This window comes from Mycolicibacterium sp. CBM1, from assembly GCF_054073305.1.
Genome location: NZ_JBSXPP010000007.1, coordinates 161,610 through 178,899 on the forward strand (window position 1 = coordinate 161,610; position 17,290 = coordinate 178,899).

The 17,290-nt window shown below is 65.6% G+C and carries 15 protein-coding genes and 1 pseudogene; 4 read left to right on the forward strand and 12 right to left on the reverse strand.

Features of this window, described 5'->3' with window-relative positions:
• Positions 1–999: 999 nt before the first annotated feature.
• Together ACXDF8_RS12270 and ACXDF8_RS12275 are read left to right on the forward strand one after the other, a co-directional pair.
• Entirely contained in the window at positions 1,000–1,710 is a 711-nt protein-coding gene (locus tag ACXDF8_RS12270; RefSeq protein WP_457223532.1) for a response regulator transcription factor, read from the forward strand.
• 274 nt (positions 1,711–1,984) lie between these two features.
• Positions 1,985–2,268, forward strand: a pseudogene (locus ACXDF8_RS12275) (DUF1942 domain-containing protein); the annotation flags it as partial.
• A 15-nt stretch (positions 2,269–2,283) separates the two neighbouring features.
• Here ACXDF8_RS12275 and ACXDF8_RS12280 read toward each other — a convergent pair.
• From ACXDF8_RS12280 to ACXDF8_RS12295, 4 genes are all read right to left on the reverse strand, one after another.
• A complete protein-coding gene (locus ACXDF8_RS12280) occupies positions 2,284–2,766 on the reverse strand; it encodes a DUF5078 domain-containing protein (RefSeq protein WP_457223533.1) in 483 nt (160 codons plus the stop codon).
• 8 nt (positions 2,767–2,774) lie between these two features.
• On the reverse strand, positions 2,775–3,077 hold the full coding sequence (locus ACXDF8_RS12285; protein WP_457223604.1) for a DUF732 domain-containing protein: 303 nt from the start codon (positions 3,075–3,077) through the stop codon (positions 2,775–2,777).
• Positions 3,078–3,145: 68 nt separating this feature from the next.
• Positions 3,146–6,064, reverse strand: coding sequence for an MMPL/RND family transporter (locus tag ACXDF8_RS12290; RefSeq protein WP_457223534.1), 2,919 nt, complete (start codon positions 6,062–6,064; stop codon positions 3,146–3,148).
• Complete coding sequence (locus ACXDF8_RS12295; protein WP_457223535.1) at positions 6,061–6,486, reverse strand: MmpS family transport accessory protein; 426 nt, start codon at positions 6,484–6,486, stop codon at positions 6,061–6,063. The genes ACXDF8_RS12290 and ACXDF8_RS12295 overlap by 4 nt, the downstream gene beginning before the upstream one ends.
• Before the next feature lie 186 nt (positions 6,487–6,672).
• On the opposite strand from ACXDF8_RS12295, the gene ACXDF8_RS12300 reads away from it, so the two are divergent.
• A complete protein-coding gene (locus ACXDF8_RS12300; RefSeq protein WP_457223536.1) occupies positions 6,673–7,404 on the forward strand; it encodes a TetR/AcrR family transcriptional regulator in 732 nt (243 codons plus the stop codon).
• On the opposite strand, the gene ACXDF8_RS12305 is transcribed toward ACXDF8_RS12300, so the two are convergent.
• The 6 genes from ACXDF8_RS12305 to ACXDF8_RS12330 all read right to left on the reverse strand — a co-directional run bounded on the left by ACXDF8_RS12305 (position 7,405) and on the right by ACXDF8_RS12330 (position 12,620).
• A complete protein-coding gene (locus ACXDF8_RS12305) occupies positions 7,405–7,965 on the reverse strand; it encodes a pentapeptide repeat-containing protein (protein WP_457223605.1) in 561 nt (186 codons plus the stop codon).
• A complete protein-coding gene (locus tag ACXDF8_RS12310; RefSeq protein ID WP_457223537.1) occupies positions 7,965–8,546 on the reverse strand; it encodes a GTP-binding protein in 582 nt (193 codons plus the stop codon). The genes ACXDF8_RS12305 and ACXDF8_RS12310 overlap by 1 nt, the downstream gene beginning before the upstream one ends.
• Positions 8,527–8,898: a DUF742 domain-containing protein gene (locus tag ACXDF8_RS12315; protein ID WP_457223538.1), complete on the reverse strand. Its 372-nt coding sequence runs from the start codon at positions 8,896–8,898 to the stop codon at positions 8,527–8,529. The genes ACXDF8_RS12310 and ACXDF8_RS12315 overlap by 20 nt, the downstream gene beginning before the upstream one ends.
• Positions 8,899–8,904: 6 nt before the next feature.
• Positions 8,905–9,318 carry a roadblock/LC7 domain-containing protein gene (locus ACXDF8_RS12320; RefSeq protein ID WP_457223539.1) on the reverse strand — a complete coding sequence of 138 codons (414 nt, stop codon included), beginning with the start codon at positions 9,316–9,318 and terminating at the stop codon, positions 8,905–8,907.
• Positions 9,315–11,717: a sensor histidine kinase gene (locus tag ACXDF8_RS12325; protein WP_457223606.1), complete on the reverse strand. Its 2,403-nt coding sequence runs from the start codon at positions 11,715–11,717 to the stop codon at positions 9,315–9,317. The genes ACXDF8_RS12320 and ACXDF8_RS12325 overlap by 4 nt, the downstream gene beginning before the upstream one ends.
• Positions 11,718–12,014: 297 nt before the next feature.
• The gene (locus tag ACXDF8_RS12330) at positions 12,015–12,620 is read right to left on the reverse strand and encodes a class I SAM-dependent methyltransferase (RefSeq protein WP_457223540.1); all 606 of its coding nucleotides are present in this window, start codon (positions 12,618–12,620) and stop codon (positions 12,015–12,017) included.
• Between the two features lie 50 nt (positions 12,621–12,670).
• Here ACXDF8_RS12330 and ACXDF8_RS12335 point away from each other — a divergent pair, with 50 nt between their 5' ends.
• Complete coding sequence (locus ACXDF8_RS12335; protein ID WP_457223541.1) at positions 12,671–13,135, forward strand: tRNA (cytidine(34)-2'-O)-methyltransferase; 465 nt, start codon at positions 12,671–12,673, stop codon at positions 13,133–13,135.
• Positions 13,136–13,145: 10 nt separating this feature from the next.
• Here the strand turns inward: ACXDF8_RS12335 and ACXDF8_RS12340 are convergent, their stop codons facing one another.
• On the reverse strand, positions 13,146–13,787 hold the full coding sequence (locus ACXDF8_RS12340) for a nitroreductase family protein (RefSeq protein WP_457223542.1): 642 nt from the start codon (positions 13,785–13,787) through the stop codon (positions 13,146–13,148).
• A gap of 114 nt (positions 13,788–13,901) precedes the next feature.
• Positions 13,902–17,198, reverse strand: a complete 3,297-nt coding sequence (locus tag ACXDF8_RS12345; RefSeq protein WP_457223543.1) for an error-prone DNA polymerase — start codon at positions 17,196–17,198, stop codon at positions 13,902–13,904.
• Between the last annotated feature and the right edge of the window lie 92 nt (positions 17,199–17,290).

The following is a 17,290-nucleotide window of genomic DNA, read 5'->3' on the forward strand; positions in this document are numbered from 1 at the left end:
CGATGAGCACAGCCCAGTTGGCCGCCCCTGCCCTGCGTCACACCATGTCGAGCGGACACGCCGCAACGAGTCCATCCCGAGACAGACCTCATAGGAACACCACTCGATACACAGGATGGCCATAGCAAGGCACTGCCGCTACACACATACTCGGCTGGTTCACTTTATTGCGGGACAGCGTAATTCGCAGCAATTCGCAGAGAGGAAACTATGTCGAAGTCATCGAAGCGCCGACGTGGACTGATCGGCACCGCCGTGGTGTGCACCGGGCTCGGATTGAGTGCGATCGGTATCGGGACGGGGATCGCTCATGCCGCTCCCCCACCACCGCCACCCGGTCAATGCCCACCCAACGCGCCGTGCCCGCCGCCACCGCCTCGGTAGGGGCAGACACCCTCAGCGGCATGCAACGTCGGTCGGCACCCGCCGAAGGCACATCAGAAAGATGACCACGAAAGTTGGAAAAGTCATGCAACACCAATTAATCCGCCGCAACGTTGTGCGCGCGTCGATCGCGGCCGGGGCTGCGGCGATCGCTATCGCAGGATTCGGACAGCAGATCGCCGGCGCGGAGCCACCGCCGCCTTGCCCTCCCGGAGTCCCCTGCGCCCCTGGCGGACCGGGTGGACCGGGTGGACCGGGACCGGGTGGACCGGGACCGGGTGGACCGGGACCGGGTCCGATCGGTGGTCCCGGCCCGGTCGGCGGTGGACCGGGTGGGCCGGGTGGACCGGGTGGACCGGGACCGGCACCGTGTCCGCCATTGGCGCCCTGCCCGCCGCGCTGATTCGACAGGCGCAGGGCTACGCGTACCGCGGATGGTCAACAGACCCTGGCCATCCGCGGTACGCGGCGAACACGGATCACAACGGCGCGGATTCGTTTCATAGCTCAGTAAAAGCCGGCTGACAGCGTCGCCATATTTCCATGGTCGAAGGTGCCAGGATGGCGGGTCCCCGTCCCCCCCAAGCCGGTGCGCACCACGCCGAAGGTTGCCCGATGCGGTCTGACCTCGACGGTCTGCGCGCACGGTTCCTCGTCGTCGACGACGAACCGGTTATCGCCGAGATGATCGCAATAGTGCTTCGGGGTGAGGGTGCGCAGGTCTTCACCGCACATGATGCCGCGACCGCCATGTCGCACGCTCGCCGGCACCGACCCGACGCCGCCATCGTCGATCCACGAGTGCCTGACGCGGGTGGTTGCAGACTGTTGCAGCTGTTACGGACGGTTGTCCACGACCTTCCGATCTTGGTGCTCGACCCCGTGGGTGTCGAGCAGGATTGCGGTCCGTACGTCGGTGCGGCCGATGATTGCGTCACAATGCCTTTCGCCGTCGAGGAGTTGCTGCTGCGGTTGCGGCTGCTGTTGCGCACACGACAGGACCAGGTCGACGGCGCCGAGGCCACGACCATCGTGGTGGGCGACCTCCGACTCGACGAGAAGAGTCGAGCGGTCACCCGTGGCAGCCGACGCGTTGAGCTCTCCTACAACGAATTCGAACTACTGCGCTACCTGATGCGCCACGCCGGCCGCAGTGTGACACAACGCCAGATCCTCGCGAGGGTATGGCCGTACGACTATGCGGGCCACGTGGACACAGTGCGGCGCTGCATGAACCGTCTGCGAGCGAAGGTCGATGACGGTGCGTCGGTGCCGATGATCCGCACCCTTGCCCGCCACTCCTACCTGCTGATGCCGCTGACGTAGTGCACATGGGCGGCAGCGGCAGCTGCACCGAGCGGGGGAACCCCCGTCCACGAAGGGTTGGGACAGCGGGGCACCGTGCACGGGGGTTCCCTCGCCCGGCGAGCAGTGCTGCTGGACTACGTGGACGCGCTCACTGCGTCGCAGCTCACACGCCGTCACACTCCTTCTGGCTCGTGCACGGGATTCACCGCGCCAACAGTGGCGGGCTGAGGTGGGTTCCGACTATGACCAAGCTGTCCAGAAGATATGAATCGACTCCGACCGTTTCGACGGCGGCGCGGTGATCACGCTCTGGCAGATCAGCGGCCTGAAACCCAGCACCGCTTCGGTGCGGGCCGCCAAGGGTTCTGTCACGCCGATCATCCCCGACTTCAACGCTCGCGCCGTCGGCGCCAACTACCCGTGTTGTGGCAGGCCGCCACGCCGGCCGGGATCAGCGGTGCGACCATCCCACAGGGCACCAAATCGACCGGCAAGCTGTACTTCGACGTGACCGGGCCAGCGCCAACACAGGTCGTCTACAACAACGGCGTCGAAGACCTGCTGATCTGGAAGTAGCTGTCGGACAGCAGCTCAGCTCGCCGCCCGCTCATTGGGCCCCCAGTTCCACACGGCGGGATCGGACTGTGGGTAGTTCAGACAGACATCGGTGGCTTTCGCGACGACACCCTTGTTGTTGAAGAACAACTTCGCCCAGTTACCCCAGTGGGTCGCCATCTGCTCGTAGTAGACATTGGTAGCGGTGTCTTCGGAATACTGACGGCGACCGGCCGCATCCAGGGAGAAGAACCAGTAGATGCGATCGCGAGCCGCGTCCTCGACGTCGACGGGGCGGTTGTTGTAGTCGATCATGTACCGCTGGTAGTAGATCGGCGACGTATCGCGTGCCGCGGCCATGTATTGATCGACGGTGCAGGTGGTGTTGATGATTCGCCTGGGAATCGGGAAGTCATCGCTGGAATCCGCGGCGGCCGTGCCGGGAACGACTGTCAGACCAGCGGCCACGGCGACAACGATCGCACCCGTCCGCATCATGCCCTTACGGCGATCACGCATTGTGGTTCTCACTTTTCGGTCGGACCGGCGGCCTGCTGGAGCAGGACCTGCCGGTCTGGGCAGTAGATCGGATAGGCCAGGCCCACGAACTGCCATGCCTGCGCTGTCGTCGCGTCGTGCGATAGCTGCATCAAGACGAACCGCGCAGAGTCGCTGGCGCTGCGGTCGACGCCGCGGTCGAGCCGCTCACACACAATCTTTCCTATCCAGGCGTTGTAGTCCTTCGGTCCGTACACGCCGACGGTGTGCAACTGATTCACGAAATCGGTGTCGGGGTCCGCGTGGGCCACGGCCGGTGCCGCGATCATCATTACCCCGAACACGATTCCCGTGATCGTGCTGTAAACAACCGAATTCCTCTGTCGCACTGCAGCGGTCCTCATGCTGGGCTCTCCTCCGGCTGGCTCTCGTGCTCGGACTGAGGCGACGCCTTCGGCGTCGGCCACGCCGCGGGGCGGGGGCGCCGACGCACCCGCTGCGGCCACCAGAACCAGCGTCCCAGCATTGAGGCGATCGCCGGTGTCAGCAAGGACCGAACCACCAGGGTGTCGAAGAGCAGTCCGAGCCCGATGGTTGTTCCCACCTGTCCGATGATGATCATCTTGCTCACCGCCATCGAGGCCATGGTGAAGGCGAAGACCAGACCCGCAGCGGTGACCACGGAGCCGGTCCCGACCATCGCCCGGATGATCCCGGTATTGATCCCGGCCGTGATCTCTTCCTTCATGCGCGAGACCAGCAGAAGGTTGTAGTCCGCGCCAACCGCCAGCAGGACGATCACCGACATCGGCATCACCATCCAGTGCAACGGCAGGCCGATGATGTGCTGCCAGAGCAGAACGGATAGGCCAAAGGACGCAGCCAGGCTGAGCACCACGGTGCCGACGATGACTGCCGCGGCGGCAAAGGCTCGGGTCAGGATCACCATGATGACGAAGATCAGGATCAGCGCCGCGATCGCAGCGATGATCAGATCCCAGTTGGCACCCTGCTGCATGTCGGCGTACATCGCCGCACTGCCACCCAGATAGATGCTGGACCCCTCCAGCGGTGTTCCCTTGATCGCATCCGCGGCGGCGATCTTCAGGGGCTCGATCCGGGAGGTACCTTCCTCGGTCAGCGGATCACCCTGGTGGATGATCGTAAAGCGGACGGCATGCCCGTCGGGTGACAGGAACAACTTGATGCCGCGCTTGAAATCGTCGTTGTTGAAGGCTTCGGGCGGCAAATAGAACGAGTCGTCGTTGCGGGCAGCGTCGAAGGCTTGGCCCATCGCCGTGGCGTCGTTGAGCGAGGCCATGTTCTGGTCCTGTTGCGCCTTCTGGGCTTGATACTGGTTGAGCATCAACTGCTTCTGACTCTGCATTGAAGCGATCATCGCCGGCATCACTTCCACCATCTGGCCGGTCAGGACAGACATCTGCCGAAGATCAGGCAGCAGCTGCTGGAAATCGTCCGACATAGTCCCGATGCCGTCCAGCGCGTCGAAAACCGAACGCAGCGACCAGCACATCGGGATGTCGTAGCAATGCGGCTCCCAATAGAAGTAGTTGCGTATCGGTCGCAAGAAGTCGTCAAAGTCGGAGAGGTGGTCACGCACCGTGGCGATGTCATTCGAGGTGACGGCCATCTTGTCTGACATGCTTTTGGTGACCTCAGAAAGCTGCTTGGTAATGGCCTCCATCTTGACCATCGCATCAATATTGGCCTGCATGTCGTCGGCTTGCTTGAGAGTGTTGGCGATGACGGTCTGCTGGTAGTCGTTGTTCATGAGCTGACCAGTGCTGTTCTGGCTCAACGAGTATGGAATCGAGGCGTGCTCGATCGGCTTGCCCTCGGGCCGGGTGATGGTCTGAACCTGGGCGATCCCGTGGACCCGGGCCAGCGCTTTGGCGATCTTATCGATGACGAGGAAGTCTGCCGGATTGCGCAGATCGTGATCGGATTCCACCATGAGCAGGTCCGGATTCATCTTTGCGCGGGAGAAGTGACGTTCCGCCGCTGCGTAACCCACGTTCGCCGAAACACTTTCGGGTAGGTAGATTCGGTCGTTATACGTCGTGTGGTAACCGGGCAAAGCGAGAAGGCCTACCAGCGACACCGACACGGCGCATACCAGGATGGCGCCGGGCCAGCGGACGGTCGCCGTCCCGACTCGATGCCACAGTCTCTGCCTCCCAACGTTTCTAGGCTCCAAAACACGCCCGAATCGGCTCGCCACCGAGATCAGGGCCGGGCCCAAGGTCAGCGACATCGCGACCACGATCACCATGCCGGAGGCCAGTGGGACACCCATGGTCTGGAAGTACGGCAGCCGAGTGAAGTGCAGACAGAAGGTCGCGCCGGCGATAGTGAGGCCCGACGCCAACACGACGTGGGCGGTGCCGTGGAACATGGTGTAATACGCCGATTCCCGGTCTTCACCGACTCGGCGCGCTTCCTGGTACCTGCCGATCAGGAAGATTGCGTAGTCCGTTGCCGCGGCGATGGCCAACGTGACAACCATGTTGGTCGCGAAGGTAGTCAGCCCGAAAACGTTGTGGTAGCCCAGGAACGCGACCACCCCTCTGGCACCGGACAGTCCGAGTCCCATCATCACCATTACGAGCAGCATCGTGATGACCGACCGATAAACGATCAAGAGCATGACGGCGATGACACCGAACGTCACGAGCTCGATTATCTGCATGCTCTTGTCGCCGATAATGTTCTGATCGGTCGTGGTGGCGGCTGGGCCGGTGACGTAAGCCTTCACCCCCGGCGGGGCCGGGGTTTCCGCGGCAATCTTCCGGACGGCCCCAACCGACTCGTTGGCAAGAGTTTCACCCTGGTCGCCGGAGATGTACACCTGAACGAAGGCGGCCTTGTTGTCGGCGCTCTGTGCGGCAGCGGCAGTGAACGAATCCCCCCAGAAGTCCTGCACATACTGGACATGTTTGGTGTCGGCGCGCAGTTCGCGAACGATCTTGTCGTAGAACGCGTGCGCCTCGGCGCCCAGCGGCTGGTCTCCTTCGAGCACCACCATGACCGAACTGCTGGTGTCGTACTGCTTGAACACCTTGCCGACCCGCTTTGTCGCGATCAGCGACGGCGCGTCATTGGGACTCATCGACACCGAGCGCAGTTTCCCGACCTCCTCGAGCGAGGGCACCACCGTGCTCAGGACGACGACCAGCGCGATCCAGCCCAGGATGATCGGCACGGCGAACGTGTGGATGACCCGAGGGATCCATGGGCGTGCGCGGTGTCGGGGCGCCGCAATGGCGTCGGTCGGCGCATCGTCGACGTCGTGGCTCATGCTGACTTCACCAAGCAGAAGGTTGCGGCATTCATTCCCGTAGCGGTCCTTTCCTCCTTGACCACGTCATCGACGGTGATCCGGCATCCGATTGAGTTCCCATCGCCCTGAGCCACGATGTTCGGCGACGTCGAGGGGTTCGTGGTAGTTAGCGTCAACGCCCAGGGCAACGAGACCTTGCCGGTCCGCTGCGGATTTCCGTCCAGGTCCAGATAGTTGATGTCCGCAGTGTCACCCGTGCCGAAGATCTCGTAGGTAACCACTTTGGGATTGAAGTCCGCCGCACTGTCGGAGGTATTGGGCGTCACGATGACGGGGTTCGAGCCGAAAATGGTGCGGGCGTACGTCACTGCAACCACTCCCACCGCGGCGAGGACGACTACGAGCACTGGGATCCACACGCGACCGAGGATCCGCGTCATTGCAGGTAGTCCCCCGCGCCGGACACGGCCGCAGCCGGTATGTCGTCGACTGATCTCATCGCGTTGCCCTTTCCCAGTGAACAACGACCGCAGACAACGGCCGCCGCAATGCCCGAAAGCAATCTAACCGCGGAAACGGATGGGGTCAATCCACTTCGTCGTGTGTCGGCCATTACACTTGCGCGGATGGGAGTCGACCCGACGACAAATCGCCCGCTGCGCAAGGACGCGCAGCGCAACAGGCAGCGCGTAATCGAGGCGGCCCGCGACTTGTTCGCGCAGAAGGGGCTGGAGCCCAATATGAATGACGTCGCTCATCACGCCGGGGTCGGCGTCGGCACTGTGTATCGACGCTTCGCCACCAAGGCGGAGCTTCTGGAGGCGGTCTTCCTAGACGGCCTCAAACAGATGATGGAACTCGCGGAACTTGCTCTCCAGCAAGATGATTCGTGGGACGGATTCGTGTGGCTGGTGGAGCAGATGGCCAAGATATCGGCGACCGACCGCGGTCTGCGTGAGATGGCATTCAGCAATTACTCGAGCGGCACCCGGCTGAACGCGACGAAAGAACACTTGGTACCCGCACTGACCAGAATCGTGGAGCGGACACAGGCTGACGGTTACCTGCGCCCAGAAATCGCCGCGACCGACATGCCGATCATCAGTCTGCTTGCCGGGACAGTCAGCGAGTTCGCGGGGGGTGTCAACGGCGACCTGTGGCGCCGCTATGTAGCCCTGTTCATCGAAGGCCTGCGTCGTCGCCCGGACCAGCGCCATCTGCCGGTCAAGGCGCTCAGCGACACCGACCTCGGCGCGGCAATGGAGGCATGGAGACCGTCCGGCGCGGCCGTCGACTCCGTCCGGCCCGATAGCGCTAAAGGCAGCGGTGGTTCACGCGGCGACTCGGGCGACCGGTGATCATTCTCCGCTGACGTCGAGGCCGTGCGCAGCGGCGAAAGCCAGCGCCTGGGCGATATCGATGCGTGCCCCCCGGCACGCCGCCGTGGTCCACAGCGTCGCGTCGATCCGTGCGCCGCGTAGGTCGGCCTGCTCGAGGCGCAGCCCGTTGGTGCGCGCCCCGGCCAGGTCCGCCCCGCGTAACACCGCCTTGCGCAGGTCCGCCTCCACCAAAGAGGTCTCGCGTAGCCGGCACCCCGAGAGGTCCACCCCACGCAGGTCAGCTCCGCCGAGCACCGCCAGGGTGAAGTCGACCTCGTCGCACACGATGGGGCGCAGCCGGCAGTTCTCAAACGTCGAACCCAACATGCTGCAGTTGCGCAACGTGCTGTGCCACAGCGTGGTCCGCAGGAACCGGCAGTTACGGAACGCCGAGCCAAGGTGATGCGACTCGGACAGGTTGGCGCCGCCGAAATCACACTCGGTGAACACCACCCGCTCGGTGCGCAGCCCGGCAAGGTCGGCGTCCTGAAAGTTCTCGCCGACGATCTCGCGATCCACCCAGTGTTCTTCGGCCTGCATCATCGGTTGCCTGCCGGCAACCCGGCCAGGGCGTGCTCGCTGATGGCGATCAACGCGCCGGTCGCCGACTTACGATCCCTGGCGTCGACCGAGATCACCGGCGTGGCCTGCGGCAGGGCCAGCGCACGCCGCACCTCATCGGCGGGATATCTTGGCCCGCCGTCGAATTCGTTGATGGCCACCACAAACGGCAACCTGCGGTGTTCGAAGAAATCGACCGCGGCGAAGCTGTCCTGCAACCGCCGCACGTCGACCAGCACGATCGCCCCAATCGCTCCCCGCACCAGGTCGTCCCACATGAACCAGAATCGGCGCTGCCCCGGCGTGCCGAACAGGTAAAGAACCAGGTCACGGTCGAGGGTAATGCGGCCGAAGTCCATGGCCACCGTCGTCGTCGATTTGCCTGGGGTCGCGTCCAGGGCGTCGACGGCGACCGAGGCGTCGGTGACCATCGCCTCGGTGCGCAGCGGCATGATCTCCGACACAGCGCCGACGAAGGTGGTCTTGCCCGCGCCGAACCCGCCCGCGATGACGATCTTCGTCGAGGCGGTGTCCCGTGTCTCAGAGGGCTCGGAGGCCACGCAGGGTCCTTCCTATGAGGTCGCGGCGCTCGTCGTTGGTCGAGCGGTCGGTCAAAGTGGTCTGCACCCGAAGATAGCCCGCCGCAACGAGGTCGCCGACCAGGACTCGCGCGACGCCGAGCGGCAGTTGCAGCCGCGCCGAGATCTCCGCCACCGACGGGCTCTCGGTACACATCCGGCAGATCTGCCCGCGGACGTCACCCGCAGGCCAGGGGTGCCCCGACGCGGACGCCAGCGCGACGAGGGGCGCCTCGAGCGGAAGTTCGACGCTGGTGTCGGTACGTCCGGCAGTCAGTGTGTAGGGGCGAACCAGGTTCGCCTCATCGGCTTTCGACGACTCGGGAGTGTCCACGACGGATCACGATGTCTGCGGGGCACGTCTCGACGAGGAGACGACGCTACCCACCCGGTCGACCAGAACAGCCATCTCGTAACCGATCTGGCCGATGTCGCAGGTAGGTGCGGCCAATGTGGCCAGGTGCGAACCGTCGCCGACCCGCATGACCAACAGATAGCCGCCGGCCATCTCGACCACCGACTGCAGCACCTGGCCGCCCTCGAAGAGCTGGGCGGCCCCGGCGGCCAGGCTGGCCAGGCCCGACGTCACCGCGGCGAGCTGTTCGGCGCGATCGCGCGGCAGCTGGTCGCTGGCCGCGATGAGCAGGCCGTCGACCGAAACCAGCACCGCGTGCGAGACGCCGGGGACCTCACGGGAGAAGTTGGAGACCAACCAGTCCAGCGAATTGCGCTGCGGGCGTGGCGGGTGGCTCATCGGTGATCTCGTCCATTCTCTGGGGGTGCGCCGTGGTCCTCGGAGCGCGCTGCCCGAAAGGCGCCAGGCTCGCGGCGCGGTTCGGCCGCACCGGGCACCAGCCTGGCGCCGGGCTGGCGCACCGGCAGGCCGTGCTCGGTGTGGGTTTGCACCGCCACGTCTTGCGCCTCGGCGGCCGCGGCCCATCCGTTGTCCCACAACGATTTCCAGTCCTGGGGCACCGCCAGGGTGTGCGGATCGACCAGGAACTCCGAAAGCATCTTCTGGTAGATGAAGTCGGTATCGGTGGATTCCTCGTCGGCGTCGGTGACGTCCATGTCACTGATGTCGACATCATCGCCATGGGCGTCTCTTGCGCGCACGCGGGCTGCGAAGAACGACGACGTGTCCGATGGGCGATCGTGTGCCGGCACTGCATCGGCGGCGTCGGTAGCCGAAAACCATGGTGAGGCTTGCGGTTCCGATTTGGGTGAAGGCTGCGGCCGACCCGTCTCGCGATCGACACGGGCGTCTACACCGATCGGCGCGGCATGCTCGAGTAGTTGCGGCGGGATGTAGAGCTCAGCGGTGGTACCCGAATTCGATTGGCCGGCAATGGTGTTGCGCAGCCGGATGTCCATGCCGTGCATGTGCGCCAGCCGCCCGACCACGAACAGACCCATGTGCCGGGTGTTGTCGGGGCTGACCTCACCGCCGGCGTGCAGCCGCATGTTGGCGATCCGCAGATCGCTGTCGGTCATGCCGATACCATCATCGTGCACTTCGATGAGCACCCCGGCGTTGCTGGTGTGCGCCGCGCTCACCAGCACCGGGGAAATCGGCGGCGAGTACCGCAGCGCGTTGTCGATCAGCTCGGCCAACATGTGCACGACGTCACCGGACATCCGCCCGATCAGCGCGGAGTCCGGGAAGTTGCCGATCTCTACCCTCTTGTAGTCCTCGACCTCGGCGACGGCGGCGTTGACCGCGGCGGCCAACGGCAGCGACTCCCGCTGCTCGCGGGACACCTGCGCGCCTGCGAGCACCAGCAGGTTGGCGCCGATTCGGCGCATCCGGGTCGCCAGGTGATCGAGCCGGAAGAGGCTCTCCAACCGTTCGGGATCCGTCTCATTGCGTTCGAGCCGGTCGATCAGGGCGAGCTGCTGGTCGACCAGTGAGCGGTTGCGCCTCGACATGGTCTGGAACATCTCGTTGATCAGGACCCGCAGCCGCGCCTCGTCGCCGGCCAGCAGCAACGCCTGGGTGTGCAGTTCGTCCACCGCATGGGCCACCTGACCGATCTCCTCGGTGGTGTAGACCGGCAGCGGCTCGGGCTCGCGCTCGTCCCCGGCACGGACCCGGGCGATGCCCTGCTCGAGGTCGGTGTGCGCCACCCGCAGCGCGCCGTCGCGCAGGGTACGAAGCGGCTTGATCAGCGAGCGCGCCACCAGCACGACGACGACGAGGGCGAGGACGAATGCCGCCAGCACCAGCAGCGCGTCCCGGATGACGGCGGTGCGCCGCTGGTCGGCCTGGCGCTGTACCGACCCGGTGATCTCGGCGGTGGTGGACTTGATGACCTGACCGGCGATGGTGTCGGTGGCCTGCAGCGACTGGCGCAGGTCGAGGTTGCCCACCAGGACGGCATCCGGATTGGACATGATGCCCATGCGCCGGACCATCTCGCCCTGCAGCACCTTGGCGTCCGGAGAGCCGACGCCGAGCACCTGACTCATCCCGAACAGGGTCGACGGTTCAGTTCCGGCCAGCGTGATCATCGAGGTCCGCAGCTCCGGCTCGGCCAGTTCGCCGCCCTGTTCGACGAGCAACTCCTGCATGAACATCTGGCCGCGGGCGCCGACCGCTCGGCTCAACCCCTCGGTCTGAGCGCGCAGCACCGCGTCGTCGAGACGGACCGACCCGTTGATGGCGTCCTCGGCGGTCAGCAGGATCGGTGCGTAGCTGGTGATCCGTTCGCGCAACCCGATGGCGTTGGCCGACACCGCGCCGAGCAACTTCTTGCCGCCGGTCAGCAGGTTGGTCACCCCGGTACGTACGTCGGGTGCTACATCGGTGTCGTTGAGCCGGTTCTGCAGGGCCGACGAACTGGTGTCGAATGCTCTCTCGGCCGCCTGGGTGTTCCCGCCGGAGGAGTAGGCGAGCAGCGCTGCTTGCAGCGCTGCGGTGTAGTTCTCGATGGCCGGGATCATTGCGACTCGGTCGGCCGCCACCTGGAGGTCGCGTGCGGAATTCACCTCATCCCAGATGCGCGCGCCGCCGAAGGCCAGCGCCAGCGCCAGCGGGAGGGCCACGATCGCAAAGACTTTGGTACGCACCGGCCAGTTGCGCACCGACCACCGCGACGGCCGCTTGACCGGCGGAGCCTTCAGCTGTTCGGCGCCGTCGGGCGCGGCGAACATCGTCACCGGCCGGTGGCCGGGCTACCGACCATTGCGCTGCAATTCAGTGTTCTCGCCTGCTTCATCCGGACTTCCTGGTCTTCGCCACCCGTGTTCGGCCACAACGGAACCGCGAATTACCCCTGGCAATTCGTCGAGTATGACAGCCCGTCTCCCGCATCTCCAGGGTCGTTACTGAACAGAGAGATACCGGGGCACCCCGGTCAATTCGGCGAATCGGGTGCCGAGCAAATTGCGCTGGCGCTCAACTGAGATCATCGACCGATGTTGTCGGCGACGGTCAATTCCGCGAGTGGCTCATGCCGGGCGCAGGAGCGCGACGAGGAATTCGGCGTCCTCGGTGAACGGTCGCACATCCCACGCGGACAGCAGCAGATCGGGTGTGAGGCCGGCCTCGGCGGCGTCGTCGAGAAAATCGCCGAACTCGTAGTCGCGGCCGGCGCCGAAGCCGATCACCACGCGCCCGTTGGCAGCGACGTGGGCGCGCAACCGGGACAACACCGTGACCCGCGTGCTCGGGGCGAGGAATGTCATCACGTTGCCGGTCGAGACGACGATGTCGAACTTCTCGGCGATGGCGCGGGCGGGCAGATCCAGTTCGGCGAGGTCCCCGACCAGCCATTGCGGGCCGGGATGGTCCTGTTCGGCCGCCTCGATGAGCGCCGGGTCCACGTCGACACCGACCACCCGATGGCCGGCGCCGGACAGGTACCCGCCCACCCGGCCGGTGCCACAACCTGCGTCGAGGATGTGCGCGCCGCGCGGCGCCATCGCGTCGATGAAGCGAGCCTCGCCGGCCAGGTCGTCACCGGCGCGGGCCATTGCGCGGAAACGTTCGATGTACCACTGGGAATGGCCCGGATCGGCCTCAACCTTACGCATCCAGATACTGGTCTCGACCATGCCGTCAGTGTCTCCCATATTCCCGATAACCACGACCGCCAGGGGGTGTCATGTTCAAAGTGATGTTCTACTCGCCGCGCATCGCCCCCAACACCGGCAATGCGATCCGGATGGTGGCGGCGACGGGGTGTGAACTGCACCTGGTGGAGCCGTTGGGTTTTGACCTGTCCGAGCCGAAGCTGCGCCGGGCCGGGCTCGACTATCACGACCTGGCGTCGGTGACGGTGCATTCATCGTTGGACGCGGCGTGGTCGGCGGTCGACGGTGCGCGGGTGTTCGCGTTCACCGCCCACGCGCGGCGGTCGTTCGCCGACGTCGCCTATCGGCCCGGCGATGTGCTGCTGTTCGGTCCGGAGCCGAGCGGGCTCGACGAGACGACGCTGGCCGACCCGCACATCACTGAGCAGGTACGCATCCCGATGCTGGCCGGACGGCGGTCATTAAACCTGTCCAACGCCGCGGCCGTCGCCGCCTACGAGGCGTGGCGCCAGCAGGGGTTCGACGGGGCCGTTTAACCGCGCGCGCTCACCAACTGTCCCAGTGGGTGAGCTGCTCGGCGGGCAGCCGCGTGGCCCGCTTGAAGTCGGTGCCCTTGGTGTAGGCGACAGGGAACAGTCCACCCTGGGTGTAGTGCTCGAAGGGAATGCCCAGCAGGTCGGCGGCCTGCTTTTCGCCCTCGCCGATCAGGTGCAGCGTGGTCCACGCCGAACCCAGGCCGCGCGAGCGCAGGGCGAGCATGAAACTCCATACCGCCGGCAGCAGCGAGCCCCAGAAGGAGGCCTGCATGCCGGCGTCGGCGCCTTCGGGCCGGCCTTCCAGACACGGGATCATCAGGACCGGGGCCTTCTCGAAGTTCTCGTTGAGGTAGCTCGCCGAACTGCGCACCGCACCCTGTTGCTCATCGCGAATGTCACCGCGCACGGGGCTGGGCAGGTTCAGGTACGGGGTGGCGTTGGCGCGGTAGATGTCGGCCAGCGCCTTCTTCTTGGTGGGATCCTCCACGAACACCCACTGCCAGCCCTGCGCGTTGGAGCCGGTAGGCGCCTGCAGCGCCAAATCCAGACACTCCATCAGGACCTCACGGGAGACCGGCCGGTCGAAGTCGAGGCGCTTGCGCACCGATCGGGTGGAGGTCAGGAGTTCATCCACGGACAGATTCAGGGTCATGGGCCCGAGACTACATTCGGCTACATCGCAATCGAACTGACCTCAGAGGTTGTCGATCGTTGGTGTGGTTTCTACACCCACCCGCGGGTGAGCCTGAACCTGGACTCCGACGGCCTAACGGAAATCCCGCGACCGCGACCTCACCTTCAAGGTGATGCGGCCCATCCGTTCGGCGATCACCGTGATCGCACCGGTGGCGTTCTGCACCTGACCACGGATCAACAGTGCCGAGGCGGTTTGCGCCAGTTTGCGGTGCCGGTTCCACACCCCCGGCGTGCACAGCACGTTGACCATGCCGGTCTCGTCCTCGATGTTCATGAACGTCACGCCCTGCGCGGTCGCAGGGCGCTGCCGATGCGTCACCGCGCCGGCGATCAGCACCCGACTTCCGTCGGGCACCTCCAGGAGCCGGTCGGCCGGGACCACGCCCATCGCATCGAGGTCTTCGCGCAGGAACTGGGTGGGATAGCTGTCCGGCGAGACCCCGGTGGCCCACACATCGGAGGCTGCCAACTCCACTTCGGTCATGCCGGGCAGGGTCGGCACATGCGAAGACGCACCCACCCCTGGCAGCCGGTCGGGACGCTGGGTGGCAGCGGCACCCGCCGCCCACAGCCCTTCACGACGGCTGATCGCAAAGCAGCCCAACGCTCCGGCGGTGGCCAGCGCCTCGGTCTGCGGCACCGAAAGCTGAATGCGCCCGGTCAGATCCAGCAGCGAGGCATATGGGCCGCCGCAGGTACGCTCATCGACAATGCGCTGGGCGAGCTCGTCACCGATATGGCGCACCGCACCCAGCCCCAGCCGAACCTCGAGCCCGCGGTTCTCCAGCGTGGCGTGCGCCAGGCTGGCATTGACATCCGGCCCGTGCACGGTGACCCCGTGTCGGCGCGCATCGGCGACCAGCGACTGCGGCGAGTAGAAGCCCATCGGCTGGGCACGCAGCAATGCCGCGCAGAACGCCGCCGGGTGGTACAGCTTGAACCAGGACGAGTAGTACACCAGCGAGGCGAAGCTCAGCGAATGACTCTCCGGGAAACCGAAGTTCGCGAAGGCCTCCAGTTTGTCGTAGATCCGGTCGGCAACCTCCCCGGTGATGCCGTGGCGCTTCGCCATCCCGGCATAGAACCGCTCGCGCAGCCGGCGCATCTTCTCGGTGGACCGCTTGGATCCCATGGCACGGCGCAGCTGGTCGGCCTCGGCCGCCGAGAAACCCGCGCAGTCCACCGCCAGCTGCATCAGCTGCTCCTGGAACAGCGGCACCCCCAACGTCTTTCGCAGCGCCGGCTCCATCGACGGATGGTCGTAGACGACTGGTTCCAGGCCGTTGCGTCGCTTGATGTAGGGATGCACCGACCCGCCCTGGATGGGACCGGGCCGGATCAGGGCCACCTCGACCACCAGGTCGTAGAACACCCGCGGCTTCAGGCGCGGCAGGGTGGCCATCTGGGCGCGGGATTCCACCTGGAATACCCCGACCGAATCCGCCCTCTGCAGCATCTCGTAGACGCCCACATCGGCCAGGTCCAGCCGGGCCAGGTCGACCTCGATGCCCTTGTGTTCGGCGACCAGATCGATGCAGTAGTGCAGCGCCGAGAGCATGCCGAGGCCCAGCATGTCGAATTTGACCAAACCGATTGCCGCGCAGTCGTCTTTGTCCCACTGCAGCACACTGCGATTCGCCATGCGGGCCCATTCGACCGGGCAGACATCGGCAATCGGACGATCGCAGATCACCATGCCGCCGGAATGGATGCCCATATGCCGGGGCAGGTTCTTGATCTGGGTAGCCAGATCGACCACCGGCGCGGGGATACCTTCGAGGTCCGGGGCATCGGCTCCGGAATGCCAGTGGCTGATCTGCTTACTCCAGGCGTCCTGCTGGCCTTGGGAGAAGCCGAGTGCGCGGGCCATGTCGCGCACCGCGCTCTTGGCGCGGTAGGTGATGACGTTGGCGACCTGCGCGGCGTAGTCCCGCCCGTACCGATCGTAGACGTACTGGATAGCCTTCTCGCGCAAGTCGGATTCGATGTCGATGTCGATGTCGGGCGGTCCGTCGCGGGCCGGGGACAGGAACCGTTCGAAGAGCAGTTCGTTGGCGACCGGGTCGACGGCGGTCACTCCCAACGCGTAGCAGACCGCGGAGTTGGCCGCCGAACCCCTTCCCTGGCACAAGATGCCGTTCTCCCGGCAGAACCGGGTGATGTCGTGCACCACCAGGAAGTAACCCGGAAAGTTCAGCGTGGCGATGACGTCGAGTTCGCGTTCGATCTGCGCGTAGGCCTCCGGGGCGCAGGCACGCGGCCCGTAGCGTTGGGCGGCGCCGATCATGACCAGCTCACGCAGCCAGCTGTTCTCGGTTTCGCCGGACGGTACATCCGGGTACGGGGGCAACTGCGGGGCGATCAGGGCCAGTCCGAATGCGCACTGCTCGCCAAGATCCGCTGCGGCGGTGACCGATTCGGGATATTGGCCGAACAGCCGGGCCATCTCGTCACCGGAACGCAGATGCGACCCACCAACCGGAGACAGCCAGCCGGCTGCCTCGTCCAGCGACTGCCGGGCCCTGATCGCCCCCATGGCCATGGCCAGCCGGGCCCGACTCGGCTCGGCGAAGTGCGCAGCGGTGGTAGCGACCACCGACAGTCCGAACCGCGGCGCCATCGCGACCAACGCAGCATTGCGTTCGTCGTCCAGGGGGTCGCCGTGTGAGGTGATCTCGATACTGACCCGATCCCGGCCGAACCGGTCGACCAGATCCGCCAGCGCCGCCGCTGCCGCTTCCGGACCACCTTGAGAAAGTGCTTGCCGGACATGTCCTTTACGGCAACCGGTGAGGATGTGCCAGTGGCCGCCGGCGGCTTCGGTGAGGGTGTCGTAGTCGTAGCGCGGCTTGCCTTTCTGTCCGCCGGCCAGGTGGGCGGCAGACAGTTGGCGCGACAGTCTGCGGTACCCCTCCGGACCGCGGGCCAACACCAGCAGGTGCGGTCCGGGCGGGTCGGGCAACTCGGTGCGGGCGGTATTGCTCAGTGACAGTTCGGCACCGAATACGGTGCGCACGTCGAGCTCGGAAGCCGCCTCGGCGAATCGCACCACGCCGTAGAGACCGTCATGATCGGTGAGCGCGATGGCCCGCAGGTCCAGCCGGGCGGCCTCCTCGACCAGTTCCTCCGGAGTGCTGGCGCCGTCGAGAAAACTGTAGGCCGAATGCGCGTGCAACTCGGCGTAGGGCACCGCGGAGCGGGCCCACCGCTCACCGGCGGGCTCGTAAGGTTGCCGCCGTCGCGACCAGGCCGGGCTGTCCCCACCGTCGGCGTGCGGCTCCCCGAGCGACAGGCCGCTACGGCGGGGCTTGCCACCCAGCACCCGCTCCATCTCGCCCCAGGTCGGCGGCCCGTTGAACCAACTCACCACCGTCAGAGTAATCGAACATACGTTCTACAGACAGGGTCGCGGGTATCTTGAGAGCTTCTGCCCCTTTCCCGCCACACGCTGCCGGGGGC

Bases quoted from the DNA above. Each gene is read 5' to 3' on its own strand.
- ACXDF8_RS12270 (WP_457223532.1), top strand. From the start codon at position 1,000: ATGCGGTCTGACCTCGACGGTCTGCGCGCACGGTTCCTCGTCGTCGAC.
- ACXDF8_RS12280 (WP_457223533.1), bottom strand. From the start codon at position 2,766: ATGCGTGATCGCCGTAAGGGCATGATGCGGACGGGTGCGATCGTTGTC.
- ACXDF8_RS12285 (WP_457223604.1), bottom strand. From the start codon at position 3,077: ATGATGATCGCGGCACCGGCCGTGGCCCACGCGGACCCCGACACCGAT.
- ACXDF8_RS12290 (WP_457223534.1), bottom strand. From the start codon at position 6,064: ATGAGCCACGACGTCGACGATGCGCCGACCGACGCCATTGCGGCGCCC.
- ACXDF8_RS12295 (WP_457223535.1), bottom strand. From the start codon at position 6,486: ATGACGCGGATCCTCGGTCGCGTGTGGATCCCAGTGCTCGTAGTCGTC.
- ACXDF8_RS12300 (WP_457223536.1), top strand. From the start codon at position 6,673: ATGGGAGTCGACCCGACGACAAATCGCCCGCTGCGCAAGGACGCGCAG.
- ACXDF8_RS12305 (WP_457223605.1), bottom strand. From the start codon at position 7,965: ATGCAGGCCGAAGAACACTGGGTGGATCGCGAGATCGTCGGCGAGAAC.
- ACXDF8_RS12320 (WP_457223539.1), bottom strand. From the start codon at position 9,318: ATGAGCCACCCGCCACGCCCGCAGCGCAATTCGCTGGACTGGTTGGTC.
- ACXDF8_RS12325 (WP_457223606.1), bottom strand. From the start codon at position 11,717: ATGTTCGCCGCGCCCGACGGCGCCGAACAGCTGAAGGCTCCGCCGGTC.
- ACXDF8_RS12330 (WP_457223540.1), bottom strand. From the start codon at position 12,620: ATGGTCGAGACCAGTATCTGGATGCGTAAGGTTGAGGCCGATCCGGGC.
- ACXDF8_RS12335 (WP_457223541.1), top strand. From the start codon at position 12,671: ATGTTCAAAGTGATGTTCTACTCGCCGCGCATCGCCCCCAACACCGGC.
- ACXDF8_RS12340 (WP_457223542.1), bottom strand. From the start codon at position 13,787: ATGACCCTGAATCTGTCCGTGGATGAACTCCTGACCTCCACCCGATCG.